This is a genomic window from Chitinophaga filiformis (assembly GCF_021646545.1).
Taxonomy (GTDB): domain Bacteria; phylum Bacteroidota; class Bacteroidia; order Chitinophagales; family Chitinophagaceae; genus Chitinophaga; species Chitinophaga filiformis_A.
This window is the reverse complement of record NZ_JAKIRP010000003.1, coordinates 492,850-514,774: the sequence shown is the minus strand read 5'-3', so window position 1 is coordinate 514,774 and position 21,925 is coordinate 492,850. Positions and strand designations below refer to the sequence as shown.

At 47.1% G+C, this 21,925-nt stretch carries 5 protein-coding genes; 4 read left to right on the top strand and 1 reads right to left on the bottom strand.

The window, feature by feature from the left end; translation table 11 throughout:
* The first annotated feature begins 31 nt into the window (after window positions 1-31).
* From L3C95_RS11725 to L3C95_RS11710, 4 genes are read left to right on the top strand one after another with little or no spacing between them, the layout of a single operon-like run.
* Entirely contained in the window at window positions 32-15,274 is a 15,243-nt protein-coding gene (locus tag L3C95_RS11725) for a non-ribosomal peptide synthetase (RefSeq protein WP_236386019.1), read from the top strand.
* Between the two features lie 29 nt (window positions 15,275-15,303).
* Window positions 15,304-16,902 (top strand): MBL fold metallo-hydrolase, encoded by a 1,599-nt coding sequence (locus L3C95_RS11720; protein ID WP_236386020.1) that lies wholly within the window; start codon window positions 15,304-15,306, stop codon window positions 16,900-16,902.
* Window positions 16,903-16,928: 26 nt separating this feature from the next.
* Window positions 16,929-17,894, top strand: coding sequence for a TauD/TfdA family dioxygenase (locus L3C95_RS11715; protein WP_236386021.1), 966 nt, complete (start codon window positions 16,929-16,931; stop codon window positions 17,892-17,894).
* Between the two features lie 48 nt (window positions 17,895-17,942).
* Window positions 17,943-19,262 (top strand): KamA family radical SAM protein, encoded by a 1,320-nt coding sequence (locus tag L3C95_RS11710; protein ID WP_236386022.1) that lies wholly within the window; start codon window positions 17,943-17,945, stop codon window positions 19,260-19,262.
* A 110-nt stretch (window positions 19,263-19,372) separates the two neighbouring features.
* Here L3C95_RS11710 and L3C95_RS11705 read toward each other — a convergent pair whose 3' ends face one another.
* The gene (locus L3C95_RS11705; protein WP_236386023.1) at window positions 19,373-21,817 is read right to left on the bottom strand and encodes a TonB-dependent receptor; all 2,445 of its coding nucleotides are present in this window, start codon (window positions 21,815-21,817) and stop codon (window positions 19,373-19,375) included.
* Between the last annotated feature and the right edge of the window lie 108 nt (window positions 21,818-21,925).

Below are 21,925 nucleotides of genomic sequence, written 5' to 3'. Positions count from 1 at the left end.
ATATTGCAAGATTCCCAAAACTTCATTCCAGATGTCGAAATCATTTATCCATAGCGTTATAGAAAATAAGGCTGCATTGCTGAAAGACAAGGTAGCTATTGAAGAGTCCCACGATGTAATCAGCTATGAAGCACTTTCTAAGGAAAGTAACAGATTGTCTCATGTGTTATTGTCGCTCGGTATTACTCCCGGCAGTAACGTCGGCGTTGTTATGCATTCCAGCATCAGGCTGACTGTTGCCATGCTGTCATGTTTCAAGACCAACCAGGTGTATGTGCCCCTGGATATTGACCAGGCGCCGGCGCGTGTATTACAGATGCTGTCGCTTACAAATCCGTCAGCGCTGATCACCTTTTCAGAAGATCTGGACAAGCTGCAACAGTTCCTCCTGCAACGGAAAGTGCATATCCCTTTGCTGATAGGTCTCCCTGCGGCAGCGCATAGCTTACTGGCAGATTTGCAGCTGGATGCCAGTATGATTGAAACACAGGAGTCAGGTTATACATTGGCCCGATTGACAGGTGATAATTATACTTGTGAAACACTTACGTTGTCTGCCTTCAGTACTACATTGCCAGAAGTACCACAACAGGCGGATGACAGCAATTATATTTTCTTTACTTCCGGTACTACTGGTACTCCCAAAGGTATTCTGGGATGCCATGAAAGCCTGAGCCATTATGTCCATTGGCATGCGGGGGAACTAAAGATGGATGAGTCAACCCGGATCAGTCAGTTGGCCCCGGTCACTTTTGATGCATCATTGAAAGATATACTCACTGCATTGAGCACTGGCGCAACCCTGTGCATACCTGATCCTGCTGTGCGTTATCAGTTACCGGCCCTCGTAAAGTGGCTGTACAATTCCGGCATTACGCTGCTGCAAACAGTGCCTTCTTTGTTCCGCCTCATCACCAGGACCATGAAGGAGCAGCAGATCATCTTACCACAATTGAAATACGTGGTGCTGGCAGGCGAAAAGTTATACGGAAAGGATGTGCTTAACTGGCGTGCTGTTGCCGGAGAGCATACTGTTATCTACAATATGTATGGTCTTACTGAAACGACCATCCTCAAGTCCTGCTATCGTATCCCGCATTGGGAATGGCAGCCGGGAGAAGTGATCCCGGTAGGAAAAGCCATCAGCAATACTCAGCTGGCCGTTATCAATGAAAGTGGTTTATGTACAGGAGGTGAAATAGGAGATGTATATATTAAGAGCCCCTATGTAACCAAAGGTTATATTGATCAGGAAAATGTTCAGACACTATTTGTGCAGAATCCGCTGGTAAAAGACCGGCAAGATATTGTATGCAGAACAGGCGACCTGGGACGTTACCGCCCGGATGGTACGCTGGAATTGCTGGGACGGCGCGATGAACAGGTAAAGATCCATGGCGTGCGTGTAGAGCTGGATGCAGTTAAATCGTCCATGCTGAAACAGGAAGGGGTGGATCAGGTGGAATTGGTCGTATATCAGGACGATGACTTTCAGCAGGAATTGATCTGTTATTATGTGGGTAATCCCCGAAAAGATGCTGACCTGCGTGAGCTATTGGGAGAAGAATTGCCTGTCAGCCATCTGCCGGCACATTATGTGTGGCTGGCCAGCTTTCCGCTGAACATTAATGGTAAGGTGGACAGAAAGCGTTTGCCCAGACCGGAACAACTCGTGGCAGGGCATCAGTTTGATGCGCCGCATGCCGGACTGGAACAGCAATTGTTAACCATCTGGCAGGCTATCCTCGGCATCACAAATATCAGCAGGGATGCTTCATTTTTTGTGAATGGAGGATCGTCCTTAAAAGCTATCCAGCTGATCTCTCGTATTTATAAGGAGCATGATGTACAGCTCACCATTGCCGATATCTTTAAACATACTTCCATAGCCGGACAGGCAATACTGATCCGCGAAGCGAAGAAAGCGGTTTTTCAGTCCATCAGGCCCGTCGCCGTACAGGCGCATTATGCGCTGTCATATTCTCAAAGGCGTTTATGGTTGCAGTCCCAAAGATTGCGGGATGCACAGCCTTTTAACGGACTGGAGACATATCGGCTGAAAGGAAAACTGAACAAGGAGGCATTAACTGCAGCATTTTATACGGTGCTTGAGCGGCATGAGTCGCTAAGAACTGTTTTCATATTACACAACGGAGAACCTAAACAAAAGATCAATAGCCTGGCAGAATCAGGTTTTGCAATTACCTTCCAGGATATCAGTGCAGGGGAAGATATTGAATTGATCATTGCACAACGTCAGAGAGAAGTAGTAGAAACACCTTATGATCTTGATAAAGGACCCCTGCTTCGTATTGTGTTGCTGCAAACCGCCGCGGAAGAATTTACATTACTGTTTGGTATCCATCATATCATTTCTGATGAATGGTCGATGCAGCTAATGATAAAGGAATTGTTACTGCTCTATAATGCGTATCATGATGGGAAGGGTAGTCCATTATCACCATTGCAGCTGCAGTATAAAGATTATGCTGCCTGGCAGATAACACAGGTAGAGAACAGTGAACATAGCACACACCGTAAATACTGGCTGGAGCAGCTGGCCGGCGACATACAGGCATTGTTGCTGCCGGCAGACAGGCAACGGCCACAGATACCCACTTATAGAGGAGCGCAGTATCATTTCAATATTGATAAAGAAAGAAGCATTGCTTTCCAGGCATATCTGAATAAAAAAGAAGCCACCCTGTTTATGGGATTGGTAGCATTGGTGAAAACCTTGCTGTTCCGTTATACAGGGCAGTCAGATATCGTAATAGGTACACCTGTTGCTGGCCGCGAGCATACTGAATTGGAAGACCAGATCGGTTATTATCTCAATACAATTGCACTTAGAACACAGGTAGATGGCAACGAAGGCTTTTCGGTATTGCTGGAGGCTGTAAAACATTGTGCTGTAAACGGATTTCAGCATCAGACATATCCATTTGATCTGCTGGTAGACGAGTTGGGCGCAGATGCAGATCCCGCCCGTAACCCTTTATTTGATGTGGCGGTGGTATTGCAGAATGTGCAGTTGGATACTTCGGCAGTACAGGAAATGAAGGGAATAGAGATAGAAACGGCGCCTTCGCTCTTATCCATCAGTAAAGGAGACCTGCGTTTTCAGTTCAGCATCCGGAATGAGGTGCTGGAAGCCGGTATCGAATATAATACTGATCTGTTCAACGCGAGCCGGATCATTACCATATCTGAAGACCTTGACAGGCTGCTCACGGCAATACTAGCAACCCCCGACAACAGTCTCCGGACATTGACGTATCATAATAGGTCGGTGCCGGAAGGGGCAGTAGCTTTTGACAAACGACAAGTCGTAAAATCGCATACACCAGTATTCCAGCTGTTTGCTGAAACAGCCGCGCTGTATCCTCAGCTGGTGGCTGTCCAAGAAGAAGCGGCCAGGATTAGTTACGAAGAATTGGAGAAGGACAGTAACCGGTTGGCGAGATTGCTGAAAGCAAAAGGAGTGACCCCTGGAGATGCTATCGGTGTCGTGCTCACATCCGGTATCAACCTGGTTACGGCTATGCTGGCGGTGATGAAAAGTGGTGGGGTATACCTGCCGCTGGACCTGCGGCAACCACAACGTATATTGTCAGGGATATTGCAACAACTGAATCCGGTAATATTGATCACTGACAGCAATTCCCTGCAGCATGTCAAAGGAATGGCAGGAGATATTCCCCTGGTGCTTGAAATGCCCGCATCCGGAGAAGAGATCCTGAGTGAACTGGACATTGCATTCTCATCGCTGATAGGTATTGAAAAACGTCCGTATCGTTGTTTTACACCGGAAAGTATGTTGCCAGCGTATGAAGTGTTGCCGGAAGAATTATCTTCCGCAGCGCTGGATGTTATTATCCCGGATGACGCGCCTGCTTATGTATTTTATACTTCCGGTTCAACTGGTGTGCCCAAGGGCATCAAAGGTAGTCACCGTAGCCTCAGTCATTACATACAATGGCATAGTAAGGAATTTGCAGTCAGCATTGACAGCAGGATCAGTCAGATAGCGCCTGTCACGTTTGATGCATCCCTGAAAGATATACTTGTGGCACTTACTTCGGGGGCTACATTATGCATACCCGCTCCTGATACCCGTCAACGTATTCCTTCGCTGGTGCAATGGTTGTCTGATATGCGTATTTCCATTCTTCAGACGGTTCCCTCCCTGTTTCGCCTTATTACACGTGAAATGGAGGAATCGCGTATTAACCTGCCGGCACTGCGACATGTTGTACTCGCGGGAGAACGTTTGTATGGACGCGATGTGCTGAACTGGCAGAAAGTAAATGGTGGCGCACGTCTGTCGAATATGTACGGACTGACAGAAACCACTATTCTAAAGAGCTGTTATCATATAGATAATTTGGATTGGGAGCCGGGAGATGTGCTGCCCGTCGGGAAACCTATCGCCGATACGAGCATTGCCGTCATCAACAATGGATTACTTTGTGTGGAGGGAGAGATCGGAGAGGTTTATATCAGTAGTCCATATGTTACCCTGGGGTATACTGACCCCATACTGACGGATACTTTATTTGTACCTAATCCATTGCTGGAAGATGACCGGTTCCTCGTTTGCCGTACCGGCGATATAGGCCGCTACAGTAATGATGGTATACTTGAGCTCCTTGGCAGAAGAGATGATCAGGTAAAACTGCACGGTGTGCGTATAGAACTGGACGGCATACGCCAGGCATTGCTGGGGTTGGAGGACATACGCCAGGTAGAGCTGATCGTACAGCAGGACGAAGAGCTGGTGCAGGAGCTGATCTGTTACTACAGTGGGAGAGAATATGAAGCCTCCACATTGAGAGCTTTGCTGGAGAAAGAACTGCCGCTTACGCATCTGCCGGTGCATTATATTTATATGGAGGCCTTTCCGCTGAATATCAATGGAAAGGTAGACCGGAAAAAGCTGCCCAGACCTGCGGACCGCAAGGAACAGGAAGGCAGTGACGAACCACATGAGGGTGTAGAACAGCAGCTTGCCGGTATCTGGAAGGCTATTCTGCGTGTGGATAAAGTAAGGCGCAATACTTCATTCTTTACCATTGGCGGCTCTTCATTGAAGGCCATACAGCTGATATCACGTATTTATAAGGAGCTTGAGATACAGCTGACCATCGCCGATATCTTTAATCATACTACAATTTCTGCTCAGGCAGTATTAATCAGCGGAACGAATGCGGGAAAATATCAGCAGATCGCTCTGGCGCCCGTTCAGCAGGACTATCCGCTTTCACACGGGCAGCGTCGCTTGTGGGTGATTGATCAGCTGGAAGAAAACCTCGTGGCTTATAGTCGTCCGCTGGCTTACACTTTACAGGGCGCCCTGAACCAGGCCGCTTTGCAGCAGGCTTTCCTGAAAGTGATAGAAAAGCATGAAAGTCTGCGTACGATTTTCCCTTTGGTCAATGGAACTCCCAGGCAGAAAGTAATGGTAGCAAATGATCTGGATTTCACTATCGTTACACATGATCTCAGCGACGGTAGCGGCACGGTAGAGCAATATAAACAGTTAATGGCAGCTACGCCATTCTCTCTTAGCCAGGGACCATTATTGCGTGTTTGGTTATTGCAATTATCAGCAGATCAGCATACGCTTTTGCTTGCTGTACATCATATCGTTTCCGATGAATGGTCTATGCAGGTGTTTGTGAAAGAAGTGATCACCGCATACAATGCATTTCATAGCGGAAAGGCTTATCAATATAAACCACTACCGCTCCAGTATAAAGATTACGCGGTGTGGCAGCTGGAACAGCTGAGTGGCGACAACTTACAGGAGCATAGGGATTTCTGGCACAATACGCTCTCCGGCGAATTACCCGTATTGGAACTACCGCTCGATCATGCCAGAGGTAACAATCGCACTTATAATGGTGAGCAGCTGCGTTTTCATATCCCTGCTACACTCAGGACTTCTTTAGAAGAAGTGACCGGAACAGCGGGTGCCACTTTATTCATGGGATTAGTAGCTACTGTGAAAGCGCTGCTTTACCGTTACACAGGACAGACAGATATCATCGTGGGTACCACAGTAGCGGGAAGAGAACATTTACAGTTGGAAGAACAGATCGGTTTTTATGTGAATACGCTGGCGCTGAGAACTGTCATTGATGGCAATGCAGCGTTTCCGGCATTGCTGGATCAGGTGAAACATGTTATGCTGGCGGCATTTGAGCACCAGGTATATCCTTTTGATAAACTGGTAGATGAGCTGGATATACCACGTGATCTCAGTCGCTTTCCCATTTTTGATGTGGCAGTGGTCATGCAACAGGGTATGCAGGCGGAAGAAGTTATACCACAAATGAATGGTCTGCAGGTAGAAGAAGACAGGGTGGGTGTTACTACCAGCTTATATGATCTTACCTTCTGGTTCCTCGACCGTGGAGATGGTATTACGCTGACATTGGAATATAACACAGATCTCTTCGCAAGAGAAAGGATTGAGCTCATGGGTCGGCACTTCGGAAAACTGCTGGAACAATTATGTGGCGGAGCTGCTGTTATTGATGCGGATTTCCTGGATGCCGGGGAAAAAGAGAGACTGTTACATGTATTCAATAAAACAGTAGCACCGATTAGCAAAGATACTTTGCCGGCACTCTTGGGCTTGCGCAGCCCTGTCTGGGCAGACCTTCCTGCAATATTGTGCGAAGAACGGCAAATGTCTTTCTCAACACTGGACGACTATACTAACCGTCTGGCTACGCGTCTTATCAGCCATTATGGCTTAAAACCAGGTAATATAGTTGGGTTGCTTTTACCACGGAATGAGTGGGCGGTCGTTTCTGTACTGGCCGTTTTGAAAGCAGGCGCCGCATATGTGCCGATGGATGTTACTTATCCTGTTCAGCGGATCAGTTATATTCTCAGAGACACTGCGGCGGTATTAGTGATTGCAGATGAAGAAATCACTATCGCAGATGTGCCGGTACTGTCTACATCCGCTATCCGCACAGGTATTACACAATGGGAGAGCGGTCCCTTGCCGCTTGTTGCTCCGGAAGATGTGGCCTATGTAATGTATACATCTGGCTCCACCGGCAATCCTAAGGGCGTTATTATACAACATAAAGCACTCCTGAATTATCTGTTATGGGCCAATAGCTGGTACTTCAATGATCAGCGGGGCAATGTTTTCAGTGTGTTTACATCCTTATCTTTCGACCTCACGATTACAGGGCTTCTGTCAGGATTGCTGAGAGGAGACAGTGTGCAGCTCTTCCCCGGAGAGAACATCGAACAGGTATTATCTGAAACTTTCACCAGTGCTGTAGTAAATGCGGTGAAGCTGACGCCCTCTCATATCAGTGCGCTGGAACTGCTCAATATTACGGCTACCAAAGTCCATACGATCATCGCCGGAGGCGAAGAATTGCATAGTGGACATATCAGGATATTACGACAACTCAACCCTGATATCAGGATCTTTAACGAATATGGTCCTACAGAAACGACAGTAGGATGTACTGTTTATGAAGTGAAGGACGACAACCGTATCTACATAGGAACACCTGTGGCCAATGCGCAGATCCTCGTACTGGACGACAGGCTGCAGTTGTCGCCTGTAGGTATTGAGGGTGAGATCTTTATCGGAGGTACCGGGGTGGCAGCTGGTTATCTCGGGCAACCACAGCTTACAGCCGGGAAGTTTATACATCATACCTTAACCGATCATCTCTTATATCGTAGTGGCGACCGTGGGCGCTGGTACTTTAACGGACAATTAGGATATGCCGGCAGAAGGGACGAACAGCATAAGATCCGCGGTTATCGTATCGAAACAGCAGAGATCGCGCAGGCGCTGTCTGCTTATGAGGGTGTGAAGGAAGTGTTTGTTACTGTAGTGACACAAAAAGAGGATAAACAGCTGGTGGCCTACTATACGGCAGATCATAGTATCACTACAGCGGATTTGAGGACATACTTGTCGCAGTCCCTGCCAGAGTACATGGTTCCCAATTGGTACGTACAGCTGGAGGCTATGCCGCTGAACAGCAACGGAAAGGTGGATAAAGTAAAACTACCCGTTCCGCTGACTACCACCGGAAACCAGTACATCGCACCGCGTAACAAGCTGGAGAAACAACTCGCAGCAATATGGAGAGATATTCTTGGTCTGTCACAGGTAAGTGTAACGGACGACTTCTTTACCTGCGGAGGACATTCATTAAAAGCCATGCAGCTGGTAGCCAGGGTGTATAAAGACCTTTCTGTGAAGATCTCGCTGAAAGATGTGTTTAAACATCCCACGCTGGAAGCGCTGGCATCCTTCATACAGCATTCCAAACGTGAACAATATATAGCCATACCATCAGCAGCACCTGCGGCTTATTACCCTGTGTCTTATGCACAACAGCGGCTGTGGGTATTACATCAGTTTGATGGTATTGACCTGGCGTATTCTATCACAGAGGTGTTTGAATACGAGGGTAAGCTGGACCGGGAGTTGCTTGCAGCAGCATTCGGGATCCTCATCGCCCGTCATGAAATATTGCGTACCGTATTTGATACTATAGATGGTAAGCCGGTGCAGATGGTGAGACAATCTGCCGGTTTCCATTTGCATAGCGAAGCTGCCGATAGCAGTCTGCAGGCGAAGATAGCGGCATTCACCCGCCAGCCTTTTGATCTTAGTAATGGTCCTTTGTTAAGGGCCGCTGTATTTAGTGATAGTGACACGCATCATTATCTCGTGCTGGTTATTCATCACATCATTGCAGATGAATGGTCGCTACAGGTACTGAAGCGCGAACTTACAACTATCTATACGGCGCTGGAGAACAAGGAAGAGGCTCGTTTGCCGGTGCTGTCTGTTCAATACAAAGATTATACAAGCTGGCAGCGCAATAATCGTGATAGTGCGTCACTATTGGCGCAGCAGGCATACTGGAGGAGTAAGCTGCAGGAAGATCTGCCTGTACTGGAACTGCCTGCTGATTTCCCTCGTCCGCCTATACAGCGTTTTGAGGGAGGAAATTATTACCATACTATTCCGGCCGAGGTGCTGGCAGCACTACAGTCACTGGTGGCTGGTAAGCAGGCTACCTTGTTCATGGGATTGGTGGCGGCCGTGAAATCTCTCCTGTATCGTTATACGGGGCAAACAGACATTGTTGTCGGTACGCCCGTAGCCGGAAGGGAACACCCTGATCTGGAAGACCAGATAGGCTTGTATGTGAACACCCTGGTACTTAGAACCACGCTCACAGGAGACGAGGGCTTTGCCGGCAATCTGTTGGCTGTAAGAGAGACAGCGCTGGAAGCGTACGCTAACCAGGAATATCCTTTCAATCTGCTGGTGGAAGACATAGACATTAACCGCGATGTAAGCCGCTCGGCAATTTTTGACGTCATGATAGTGCTCAGGGATGCAGATGAAGAAGTGCCTGTAGGCGGAACAGTCCGTCGTGACGAAGAGCTGGATATGCATCTTGGGGGCAGCAAGTTTGATATTACCTTCTATTTTAAACAACAGGCGGATGGTCTGCAATTGCAGATAGAATATAACAGTGCGCTGTTTACGCATGCCCGCATCACACGTATGGGGCAACATCTGCATCGGCTGATAGAAGCGGCAGTAGCTGCACCGTCTACACCAATATCGCGATTGTCTTACCTGAGTCCTGAAGAAGAACATGACTTGCTGCATAACTATAATAACATAGCAGAGGAATTCCCGCCCTTTACACCGCTGGGGACACTGATCGGCAGACACGCAGCAACTACACCGGGAGCGATAGCGCTTGTTAGCGGTAAACGGCAGATAACGTACGCTGAGCTTAATAAACGCGCCGACAGACTGGCCGCCTATCTGCAGCACAACGGTTATGCGGGCGCTAATAAACTCGTAGCCGTGATGGTGGATCGTAATGAATGGCTACTGATTGCCATACTGGGGATACTTAAATCCGGTGCCGGTTATCTGCCACTTGATATCACCGCTCCGCCAGAAAGATTACAATACCTGCTTGAGACCAGTGAGGCAACTGCAGTTGTTGCAGGAGTGGAAGAAGTGCCCTTACTGTCGTTCTATCAGGGACAGATAATCACAGAAGAACTGTTGTCAGACGCAGTAGTCAGTGTTCATGAAATCCAGCCAGCGGATGTAGCTTATGTGATCTATACCTCAGGTTCCACCGGTAAACCAAAAGGCGTAATGATCCCTCATGGCGCGGTTTATAATCTGTTCCAGGGGCTTAGCAAAAAGACGGGTATCAACAATACCGATAAGTTACTGGCTATTACAACGGCTTCGTTTGATATGTCTGTACTGGAATTGCTGCTGCCATTGATAAATGGGGCTACGGTGGTATTGGCCAGCAGGGATGAGGTCCACTCTCCTGAGGCGCTGCAGCTGATGATGCAGCAGGGAATCACTTTTATGCAGGCAACGCCGGGTATGTGGCACCTGCTGACTGAAAGTGGGTGGAATGGAACAGAAGGACTGACGATCATCACAGGGGGAGATACCCTGAGTGCATCGCTGGCACAACGGCTGCTGGATAGATGTAAGGTGTTGTGGAATATGTATGGTCCTACAGAGACTACTATTTACTGTACCTGGTATCAGCTTACGAAAGCGAATGAATCACTGATCTTAGGCCGGGGTTTATCCAATATGCCGGCATATATCCTGGATGCTAATCTGCAATTATTACCGGTAGGTGTTCCGGGCGTAATATATTTCAGCGGACCTGGTATTGCCACTGGGTACCTGGGACAGCCGGAGCTGACAGCCAGTCGCTTCATTGATAATCCGTACCAACCCGGCACGGTGATGTACAATACCGGTGATGTCTGCTCATGGACGGAGGAAGGATTGATCCGGTTCAATGGCAGGGCAGATTTCCAGGTGAAGATCCGTGGTTACCGTATAGAGCCGGGTGAAATTCAGGCCCTGATGATCAGGCTGGAGGGCATTACCCATGCTACTGTACTGGCTTATGGTAATGGCGCCGATAAATACCTGGTAGCTTACTATGCTAGCGACAGGAATATACAGCCAGATACCGTCCGCGAATATCTGCAGCGTTTCCTGCCGGATTATATGGTGCCGGCTCACCTGGTGCTGCTGGATGCTGTTCCGCTGAACAGGAATGGCAAAGTGGACCGTGCCCGTCTGCCAGTGCCCGGACTAACCAAAGGTGCTTATATAGCCCCGGAAACAATGACGGAGAAGGTGCTGGCTAAGATATGGGAAGAGGTACTCGGTACAAAGAACATCGGCAGGAACGACAACTTCTTCACATTAGGAGGACACTCACTGAAAGCGATACAGACAGCCTCCCTGATCTATAAACGTCTTGAAGTAAAACTACCGCTGAAAGAAATTTTCCTGCGGTCGGTATTATCCGACCTGGCTGCCCTGATAGACCAGAGTGGAAAACAATTATTCAGCGCTATACCGCCGGCGCCTGTACAGGAATATTATCCGCTTTCCAATAGTCAGGAACGCTTATGGATTCAGCAGCAGATGCTCAACAACCTGGAAACGTTCAATATGCCGTATACCTACTGGCTTAGAGGACCATTTAACAGGACTGCATTTGAAGCAGCTGTACGCCTGCTGGTGGAGCGTTATGAAATATTGCGCTCCGTGCTGTTCCTGGTGAACGACAAACCTGTGCAGCAGATAAAACAATATGACGATTTCGATAACTGGATAAGCTTTGAAGACCTGCGGGCGCTTCCTGATGCGGAACAGCAAAGCCTCGTAGCGGCGGAAGAATGGGCCGGTATTCCTATTAATCTCAGGATGGGACCATTATTAAGATTAAAGCTGTGGCAGGTAAAAGATGACCAATACCTTTTCCTGGTATGTATACATCATATCATTGCAGATGAATGGTCGATGCAGGTCATGATGCGTGAACTGGTAATACTGTACTCCGCATGCCTGGAAGACAGACCCAATCCATTGGAACCGCTGCCCTTGCAGTTCCGGGACTTTGTGATGTGGACGAAGAATGAGGAGAACATCGCAAAGATGTCGGAACACCGGGAATACTGGGTAAATCGCTTCTCGGGCGATATACCGGTGCTGGAACTGCCGGCTGACAGACCAAGACCTGCTATACCGGATAATACGGGCAAGAGATATTACAGCAGGATGCAGGGAGTACTTAACGGAAAACTCTTCACCCTGATAAAAGAACAGGAGGCCACACTTATGATGGGGCTTGCTGCTATCGTTAAGCTGCTGATCTATCGTTATACGGGAGACAAGGATATTGTGCTTGGATTGCCTGTTACCGGCAGGGAACATCCCGATCTGCAAAATCAGATAGGCTTCTTTCTGAATACCATCGCGCTTCGTTCGCGGATTGATGAGGAATGTGGATTTGATGCCTTGCTCAGGGAAGTGAAGGCGAATGCTATTGCTGCTTACGACCGCATATCATTCCCGTTTGAGTTGCTGGTAGATGCCGTGAATGAATACAAGCCGCTCAATAAGCGCACGCTGTTCAATGTCATGCTGGTATTACAGGATGAAGACAGGAAGGAAGAAGACCTGTTGAACCTGCAGGATATGCTTGTGGAAGAAGCATCAGTAGCCACAGAGATCAGTAAGTTTGATCTCACATTCTTCTTCAGAAAACAGGGAGATGATCTTTTACTGACCTTGGAGTATAGTACAGTGTTGTTTGACGAGGCCAGAATGGTCCGTCTCTGTGAACACATATATCAGTTGATCATCAATGCAGGAGAATATCCAGCTTTATCGCTGAACCGTATAAAATTTCTTCCTGCGCAGGAAGAAACGCTGCTGTTGACAACACTGAATGATACCAGTGCAGATATTCCTTCAGTGACCATTGTAGACGCCTTCAGGAAGGTAGCTGCTATGCATCCTGACAAGAATGCACTTATTGCTGGTAAGACAAAGTACACATTTACAGCATTAGATAGCTTGTCAGATAAACTGGCTGCTTATCTCATACAACACTACCAGGCAAAAGCGGGAGATGTGGTGGCGATCATGGTCAACAGGAATGAGTGGTCGCTTATCAGTATACTGGCTATTCTCAAAACAGGAGCCGCCTATCTTCCAATAGACAGTACCCTGCCTGAAGACAGGATCAGGTACATTCTCGATGATGCGGCGGCCACATTGTTAATGACAGATCATGACGGATGGCCGTGGAGCGGAAGGGTACTGGCACTGAATGGGGCTGTAAAGGATATTGATCAGACGGTGCCCGGAACACTGCCAGCTGTAAACCAGGAAGCTCCCGCATACATCATCTACACTTCCGGTTCTACAGGTATGCCAAAAGGAGTGCTGATCTCTCATGCATCTCTGATGAACTACCTGACATTCGTTAACCGTCACTACTTTGACAATACCACCGGCCATGTATTCGGCGTATTCTCTTCATTGTCTTTCGACCTTACCATTACCAGTCTGCTGAGTGGCTTACTGCGTGGTGATGAAGTATGCCTGACGCCGGAAGAAGATGTACTGGCAGCGCTGAAAGAGGTCTTTACAAACGACAGGCTGACGGCGGTAAAGATCACACCGGCACATATACGTGTACTGGCAAGCCTACAGTTAGAGAAAACGGCTGTCAATACTGCCATTGTAGGTGGAGAAGCCCTCCTGCCAGATCATGTTCTCACACTGAAAGAGTTGAACCCTCAGATGAGGATCTTCAATGAATACGGTCCGACGGAAACAACGGTGGGTTGTACAGTCAGTGAAATAACATCCGCAGATTATATTACTATTGGTAAGCCTATAGATAATGCACAGATCTATATTCTCGATGAACTGCAACAACTGCAGCCTGTAGGTGTAGAAGGAGAGATCTATATCGGTGGCGCAGGCGTGGCTATTGGCTATCTCAACAGGGAAGAACTGACTGCTGCCCGCTTTGTTACTGATCCTTTTGGTCCTGGCAAATTATATCGCAGTGGTGATAAGGGAAGATGGAATCATAAAGGTGAGATTGAATATACAGGACGGGCGGATGAGCAGATCAAACTGAATGGTTTCCGTATCGAACCAGGCGAGATCGCGTCTGCCATCCTGAAGTATCCCGGCATAAAAGAGGCCATCGTAACCAAAACATCACTTCAGCAGGAAGAGTACCTGGTGGCTTATTATACAGCACAAACAGCAGTAGACCGGAAAGAGCTGCAACAGCATATCGGCAGGTTCTTACCTGCATTTATGGTACCTGCATGGTTCATACTGATACCTGCTGTACCATTGACCACCAATGGTAAGGTAGATAAGACCCTGCTGCCAGCGCCGGAAATAGATAGTCTTACAACATTTGTAGCACCCCGCAATGAACTGGAAAGTCAGATGGCTGTAATATGGGCAGAAGTATTGAACCTGGATGCTGTGGGTGTTACCAGCAGCTTCTTCGAACTGGGAGGTCACTCCATGAGGGCGGTGCAGCTGGTATCAAGGATGAATAAGGAGCTTAACCTGAGATTATCACTGCGCGATTTCCTTGGCCATCCCACTATTGAATCACTGTTAGCACTCGCTGATACACGTGGAGAACAGAAGGGCACTTTGTTAAGCCTGAACAGGAAAGAACCGGATCTGCCCCGTATGTATTGCTTTGCGCCCCTGATAGGTACTTCCTTGTTATATATGGAACTGGGTAAAGCGCTGCAGGGAACATATAACTGCTATGGTTTACAGGATGCAGGCTTTGATGATGGTAAAGATTTCGACACTACCATCGAACAAAAGGTTAGGCGGTTTGCGACGGCTATACTGGAGAATGAACCAGGAAAGGAAGTAGTACTGACAGGTTTCTCTTTCGGTGGTACTATTGCCTTCGAAGTAGCGAAGATGCTGGAGGAAAAAGGAATACGTACCACTTTGCTGCTCCTGGACAGAGACATCAGGGATAAAAAGAAACGTAAACAGTCGATAGAGCTTTCAAGGGATGCCATTCAGCAGGAGGTAAACTGGCTGCGTGACTGGCTGGCAGATGTAGGGCTGGAAGATACCCACAGGAACCACCTCGAGCAACTGTTCTATCATAATCTCCGTCTCAGCGAAGCGTATGAACAGAAAGGAAAGATAAAAGGAGATATTATCGCCTTTAAGGCCAAACAGAATATTCATAATGATTTCCTCCACATGAAAGATTGGGAACGGTATACCAGCGGCCGCTTCACGCATCTGTTCACACAGGGAGACCATTATGATGCCATCACATTGCCCAGGAACCTGCAATTGGTGGTAACAAGCATCACAGACAAGGATAAGTAACCCGTTTTGTTAACGTTAATATTGTTTTTATGGAAAATGAAGTGGTATACCTCAGACCCAATGTGGTATTAGAACCCTTAATAGATAAGTGGTATGCCTGGACGCACCTGATCTATCCCCCAACAGCGGCTATGAACATACAGTCGAGGCACCTCAGGATCATGAGCTCTTATGTACAGGCGCCGCAGGTGCACGCTGCAGCTATCCGTAATCCGAAAATGCTGGGAGGACCGTTCATGAACTATGATACGAACCGGGCAGAGGATATTAAACAACTGATCGCTGAAACAAAAGAAAGCAGGAAACACATGCTGGAACTTGCCGAAGCTATCAAGGATCTGGACAACCTCTTGCAGCAGGAAGCGCACGGGTTCTCGCTGGATCCTTTGTATGAAAGAGTACCTGATATATTGAAAGGACTTGTTGAGATCAATTACGATCTGCATAACAATCCCGGTTTCCGTTTTTTCGAGCAGCTGATGTATAAGAGTGAATATTACAACGAGAACGCGCAGAGTCTGGCTATGTGGCTTACCACCAACGATGAACGCCCTTTTGTACTGAGTACAGCAAGGTTGAAAGATACGACCAGTATAGAACTGAATATTCCTTTCTCCAGCAGCCTGGTAGACCGCCTGCATCGTATGAGGACGGTTCCGGGTAGTTTCAGTGAAATAAAAGATGCATTGGGCATCGCTGATGAAGATCTTGAACTGTTCCAATCATTTTTCACAACAGAGGCCCCTCCTAAATACGAACGTTATACCGGTGATAAAATACGGATGCGTTACTTCGGACATGCCTGTATCCTGGTAGAAACGAAGGAAATATCAATTCTCGTGGATCCTGTTATCAGTTATTACGGTTACCAGGCCGAGGTGGAAAGATTCTCTTACAGCGATCTGCCAGAGGAAATAGACTATATCCTGATCACACACAATCACCAGGACCATATCCTGTTTGAAACCATGCTCTATCTGCGTCATAAGACCAAAAAGATCATTGTACCGAGAGGCAGTATGGGGAACCTGCAGGACCCGAATCTTAAGCTGATGTTCAACATGATCGGTTTCCATAATGTAGTGGAACTGGAAGAAATGGAGTCTATCACTTTCAGTAACTGTACAATTACCGGCCTACCTTTCCTCGGTGAACACGGTGACCTGAACATCCGTTCGAAGCTCTGCTATCATGTGAGGATCGGTTCACAGTCCATGTTATTCCTCGCTGACTCATGCAATATAGAACCCCGCTTGTATGAACACGTCGTGAAACAGACGGGGCCCGTGGATATCATCTTCCTCGGTATGGAGTGCGATGGTGCGCCCTTTACATGGGTATACGGACCACTGATGACGGAAGAGATACAAAGAGAAAAGGATCTTTCCCGCAGGCTGGCAGGGTCCAACTTTCCCCGCGGACAAGCGCTCGTGAGTACATTTAAACCCCGTGAATTGTATGTGTACGCAATGGGGCTGGAACCCTGGATTGAATTTATCAGCAGTGTAAGATATCATGAGGATGCCAACCCCATTGTAGCATCCAATAAGCTGATCACAGATTGCGGAGAAAACAACATAGCCGCAGAGAGACTGTTCGGCGAAAAAGAATTATTGTATGAAATCTGATTTATAACATCGCTAAACCTTCATGTATGAACTTAACTAAATCTATTGCTCACATAGGTGAGGATAAACTGCCCGTGTTCCTGAAATTTGAAGAGCAGGTAAGCACTGATTTCTTCGCTGACTGGTACCATGAGAAACGCGAACTCATGGAATCGACACTGCTGAGAAATGGTGCTATTCACGTAAGAGGCATTAATATAGATTCTATTGACGCTTTTAGCGGGTTAATGAAACGTCTGCATCCTGCCTCCTCCAGTTTCCTGGATGGGAATTCCAGCAGAAGCAAACATACCTCCAATGTATACAATGCCTCCGAATACGATGCAGCGTCTATCATCCGCCTGCACACTGAATTTTCCTATTCTAATCTCTGGCCGGCGCATATCTTCTTTTGCTGTATCAACAAAGCAGATACGGGAGGTGAAACAACCGTCGGCGATTGCAAGAAGGTGCTGGAATTACTTTCTCCTGCTATAGTAGAAGAATTTGAAGCGAAAGGCATTACTTATATCCGCAATCTGCACGGCGGTGCAGGACTTGGTCCTTCCTGGCAGGAAGCATTCGAAACGACAGATAAACAGTTCATGGAGTCTTATTGCAATGAAAACGGTATCACCGTTAAATGGCAACCTGACGGTGCCGTGCGACTCGAACAGACAAGACCCGCCATCAGGAAACATCCTGTTACCGGCGACCGCTTATGGTTTAACCAGGTAGATCAGTTTTATCCTGTCATTTATGGTGAGGAAGTGTTTGAAACCCTGATGTTCCTGGCAAATAATGATCCTAATGGACTGCCTATGTATGCCCGTTACGGCGATGGCTCAGAGATACAGAAAGAATATATCGATGAGATCATCCGGGTAATGGACGACGTAACAGTTCCTGTTCCCTGGGAAAATGGTGATCTGTTGATGGTGGATAATATGCTGTCGCTACATGGTCGTCTGCCATTTACCGGAGATAGAAAGATATTGGTTTCGATGGCCTGAGTCCGGAGATGCTTCCCCTTTTCGTAAACTCCCTTTCAATTTTTTGTAATGTTTAAGTTCAAATCATACAATATCAATCAGCTTGATAAGATTCCCCAATTAATGTTACTGGATCACAGGCAGATGGAGGACATCAGAATAGTTAGTGAGATCTATCCTTTTAAGACGAATAACTACGTATTGGAGAATCTTATTAACTGGACAAATGTTCCCGACGACCCGATCTTTCGCCTGAACTTTCCACATAAGGAAATGCTGACCGAATTACATTATGATCAATTGAAATGGGGAATGCGGAACATGGATGAGGTATCCTACCGTAATCTGATCCATGATATACGGTTGTCATTGAATCCACATCCTGCTGGCCAGGTGGATCATAATACACCTTATTTCCTGGGAGAAAAGCTGGATGGTATGCAACATAAATACCGTAATACTATACTGTTCTTTCCCAGTCATAGCCAGACCTGCCACGCTTATTGCACGTTCTGCTTCAGGTGGCCTCAGTTCGTTAATGAACCGGGCTTCAAGATGCAGGCGAAAGAAATAGAGCCGCTGGTAGCCTACCTCAAGGCTAATCCTTACATCTCAGATGTGTTGCTGACAGGAGGGGACCCTATGGTTATGAGTCCCCGTATCCTGGCAAATTATCTGCTGCCCCTGCTGGAAGTGAAAAGCCTGAAGGTGATCAGGATAGGGACGAAATCGCTCAGCTACTGGCCTCACAAGTTCGTGACAGACACCGACAAGGACGAGTTGTTGGAGTTATTAGCCAAAGTAACCGCTGCAGGAAAGCACCTGGCTATCATGGCTCATTTTAATCACTACGTGGAGTTCGAGACAGCAGTGGCGCAGGAGGCCATATTCAACCTGCGGAAGATAGGAGCCGAGATACGTACACAGGCGCCATTACTGAGACATATTAATAATAAGGTAAGGATCTGGTCAACCATGTGGGAGCGCCAGGTGCAGCTGGGTTGTGTGCCTTATTATATGTTCCTGCCCAGGGATACGGGCGCTCAGCACTACTTCGCTGAATCATTGGAGACGGCATTGCATATTTATCGTGGCGCCGTACAATTGACAGGTGGTTTGTGCCGCACAGCCCGAGGCCCCGTAATGTCTATGACCACTGGTAAAGTAGAGTTATTAGATATTGAGGATGACGTATACCAGTTACGTTTTCTGCAGCATAGGAATGGGTCGCTGGCATATAAGACATTCAAGGCCCGGGGCAGCAATGACCATCCGAAATGGTTTGATGATCTATCCTGTTATGATGAGCGGTACAGGGAATTTTTCAGTGACCAGGACGATTATGACAGGAATGAATTGCGGTATGGGAATATTTCTTTGCAAGTGTAAAGAACAAAGGCTGATCCGGCAAAAAGATAATTGCAATGGCTGACAAATAAAAAGCCGCAGGCAAACGCCTGCGGCTTTTCGGGTTTAACAGAATCTCATCCGGGATGAAGCTAGAACTTGAAAACAAAATTGGTTGACAGACGTCTTGGCATTTGTTTTTCCAGTGTTGTCCATCCGCCGAAATATTCTTTATCAGCCAGGTTGTCCAGCTTTACACCGATACGGTATTTACTTGCATTATAGAAAATGGATGCATTCAGCACTGTGTAAGAAGGCAAGGTGAATAAGCCGGTTCTTGCATCATTGGTGATAATATTATCGCTTGCATAGTTACCACCGAAGCCGATACCTAATCCCTTAACAGTACCTTTTGTAAAGGTGTAGCTGATCCATGCATTTGCCAGGTTAGCCGGACCTGCGGAAGTTGGTCTTCTGCCCTTTAAAGCGGCAATAGCCTGTACCGCCTTGCTGTCATTATAGCTATATCCTGCTACGATGTTCAGACCAGGAATGGGATTGGCGATCAGGTCCAGTTCAATACCTTTACTTTTCTGTGTACCATCCTGAACAGTGACATTATAACTTTGTCCGTCGCGTACCACTGTTTCTCCACGTGTAATATTCTTTACCAACAGGTCGTAGTAGCTGGCAGTAGCGGTCAGCTTGTGATTGAACATGTCAACTTTTACACCGCCTTCCCATTGGTTAGCCTGTTGCGGCTTGAAAATATTGGTATAGTCGTCCAGTACCTTTGTACCCGGAGCAACGTTACGGAAACCATTCATATAATTACCAAACACACTTACCTGGTCTTGTACGATCTGGTATACCAATCCGAATTTCGGAGACACTGCAGTCTGTCCATATTTACCACTGGTCACCCCAGTAGCGTAGTTTTTACTTCCCTTGCTTTCGAAACGGTCAATACGTACGCTAGCCATCACACTTAACGCGTCTGTCACGTTCAACACATCCGAAACATAAGCGCTGTAAACCTGGTTGCTGTTACCATCTTTTGTACCGCCAAGGCCGGCCAGTTTAGCATCTACTGCAGCTTTGGTAAGCGTGGCATAGCGTGGATCATTGTTACGCGTAACGTTTACATAGTCGAATAGTGCATAGGCACTGTTATCATTTACAGCACTTACATCCGCGAAATCAAGCCCAAATACCAGTCTGTTACGCAGGCTGCCGATCCTGAAATCTCCTATGAAATTCTGTTGAATATCGGTAGTGGTAGTGGTAGAGTTCTGATAGTAAACAAAGCGGCTGATCAACGTGTCGTTAGCAGCGATAGGACCGGTCGGACTTCCATCCAGGAACATCACATAAGAGTAATTACCGTCGCTTTTACGCACGCTTCTTGACAGGTTGGTCTGTGATATCCATTGATCGGATATTTTATAGGTAGCCTGTCCGTATAAATTGATGGTAGGTGTTTTGTAAGTAATATCGTTGCTGGTGTAAGACCTGTCAAAGTCCATATTTAATTCAGCAGGAGTGTGTGCAATCAGCGCACGGCTTCTGTTCATGAATACCATGAGCGCATTGGTGCTCTGCGCGGTATAGAACTCTGCATTCACCAGGAAAGACAGCCTGTCATTTGCTTTAAACGAAAGACTAGGGGCTAAAAAGAATGACTTTTTGAATCCGGCATCCTGGAAGCTCCCTTCGCTGTGATAAGCAGCGTTTACACGCAATAAGGCAGTTTTGTCTGCATTTAACGGTGTATTCACGTCAGCAGCAAAACGGCTCAGTCCAAATCCTCCCGCGGTATAACTTACTTCTCCACCAAAATGATCGTATGGTTTTTTGGTCACAATATTTAATAATCCGCCAAAAGAAATAAAGCTGCTACCAAATAAAGTACCTGACGGCCCCTTGATAGATTCAATCCGCTCTACATTTGCCGGGTCTATACCTCCATTGGTGAGACCAGGAACACCATTGATCATCGTAGGTTGTACGCTGAAGCCGCGCATGGAAAAATAACCTGCACCATCATTCGGACGGCCGGTAGAAGACCATAGCCTGTTCACACCTGGCGTGTTTTTTAAGGCATCGTCAAAGCTGACAACCACCTGTTCCTGCATCAGCTCTTTTGAAACCACATTGTATACCTGTGGATTCTCCAGGTTCTTCAGCGGCAGGCGCGCCACGTATTCAGACTCCTTTTTAGCAAATTTGCTGCGGCCTGTGTTTACCTCCACTTCCTTCAGCTGTATGTCAGATAATGATAATGAAATGGCTACCTGAACAGTTTTGTCGCTTGATACTGTTACCGTCTCTTCTTTGGAACCGTATCCCACCAGCGTTACCTGCAAGGTGTAGGTACCAGGCTTCACATTGCTCAGAACGAAAACGCCATTTTCATCTGTAACAGTAGTTTTCTTTGTGTTTTTGAGTCTCACCGTAACCTGGTCAGCTGGTTTTCCATCAGTAGTGGTAACCGTACCTCTGATAATTCCGTTGCCATCAGACTCGTTATCGTTAGCCAAAAGAACGCCGGGGCAAAGCATCATAAGCGCCAAAAGCAGCAGTAGAAATGATTTCATATAGCATTGATTTCGGCCGCGAAATTGGTGTATTATGGGGTTATTTGTTTTAACATTCGGGAATAAGTTTTACGCTATCGGGAAAAAATGCTGGTTGCTGACGGCTTA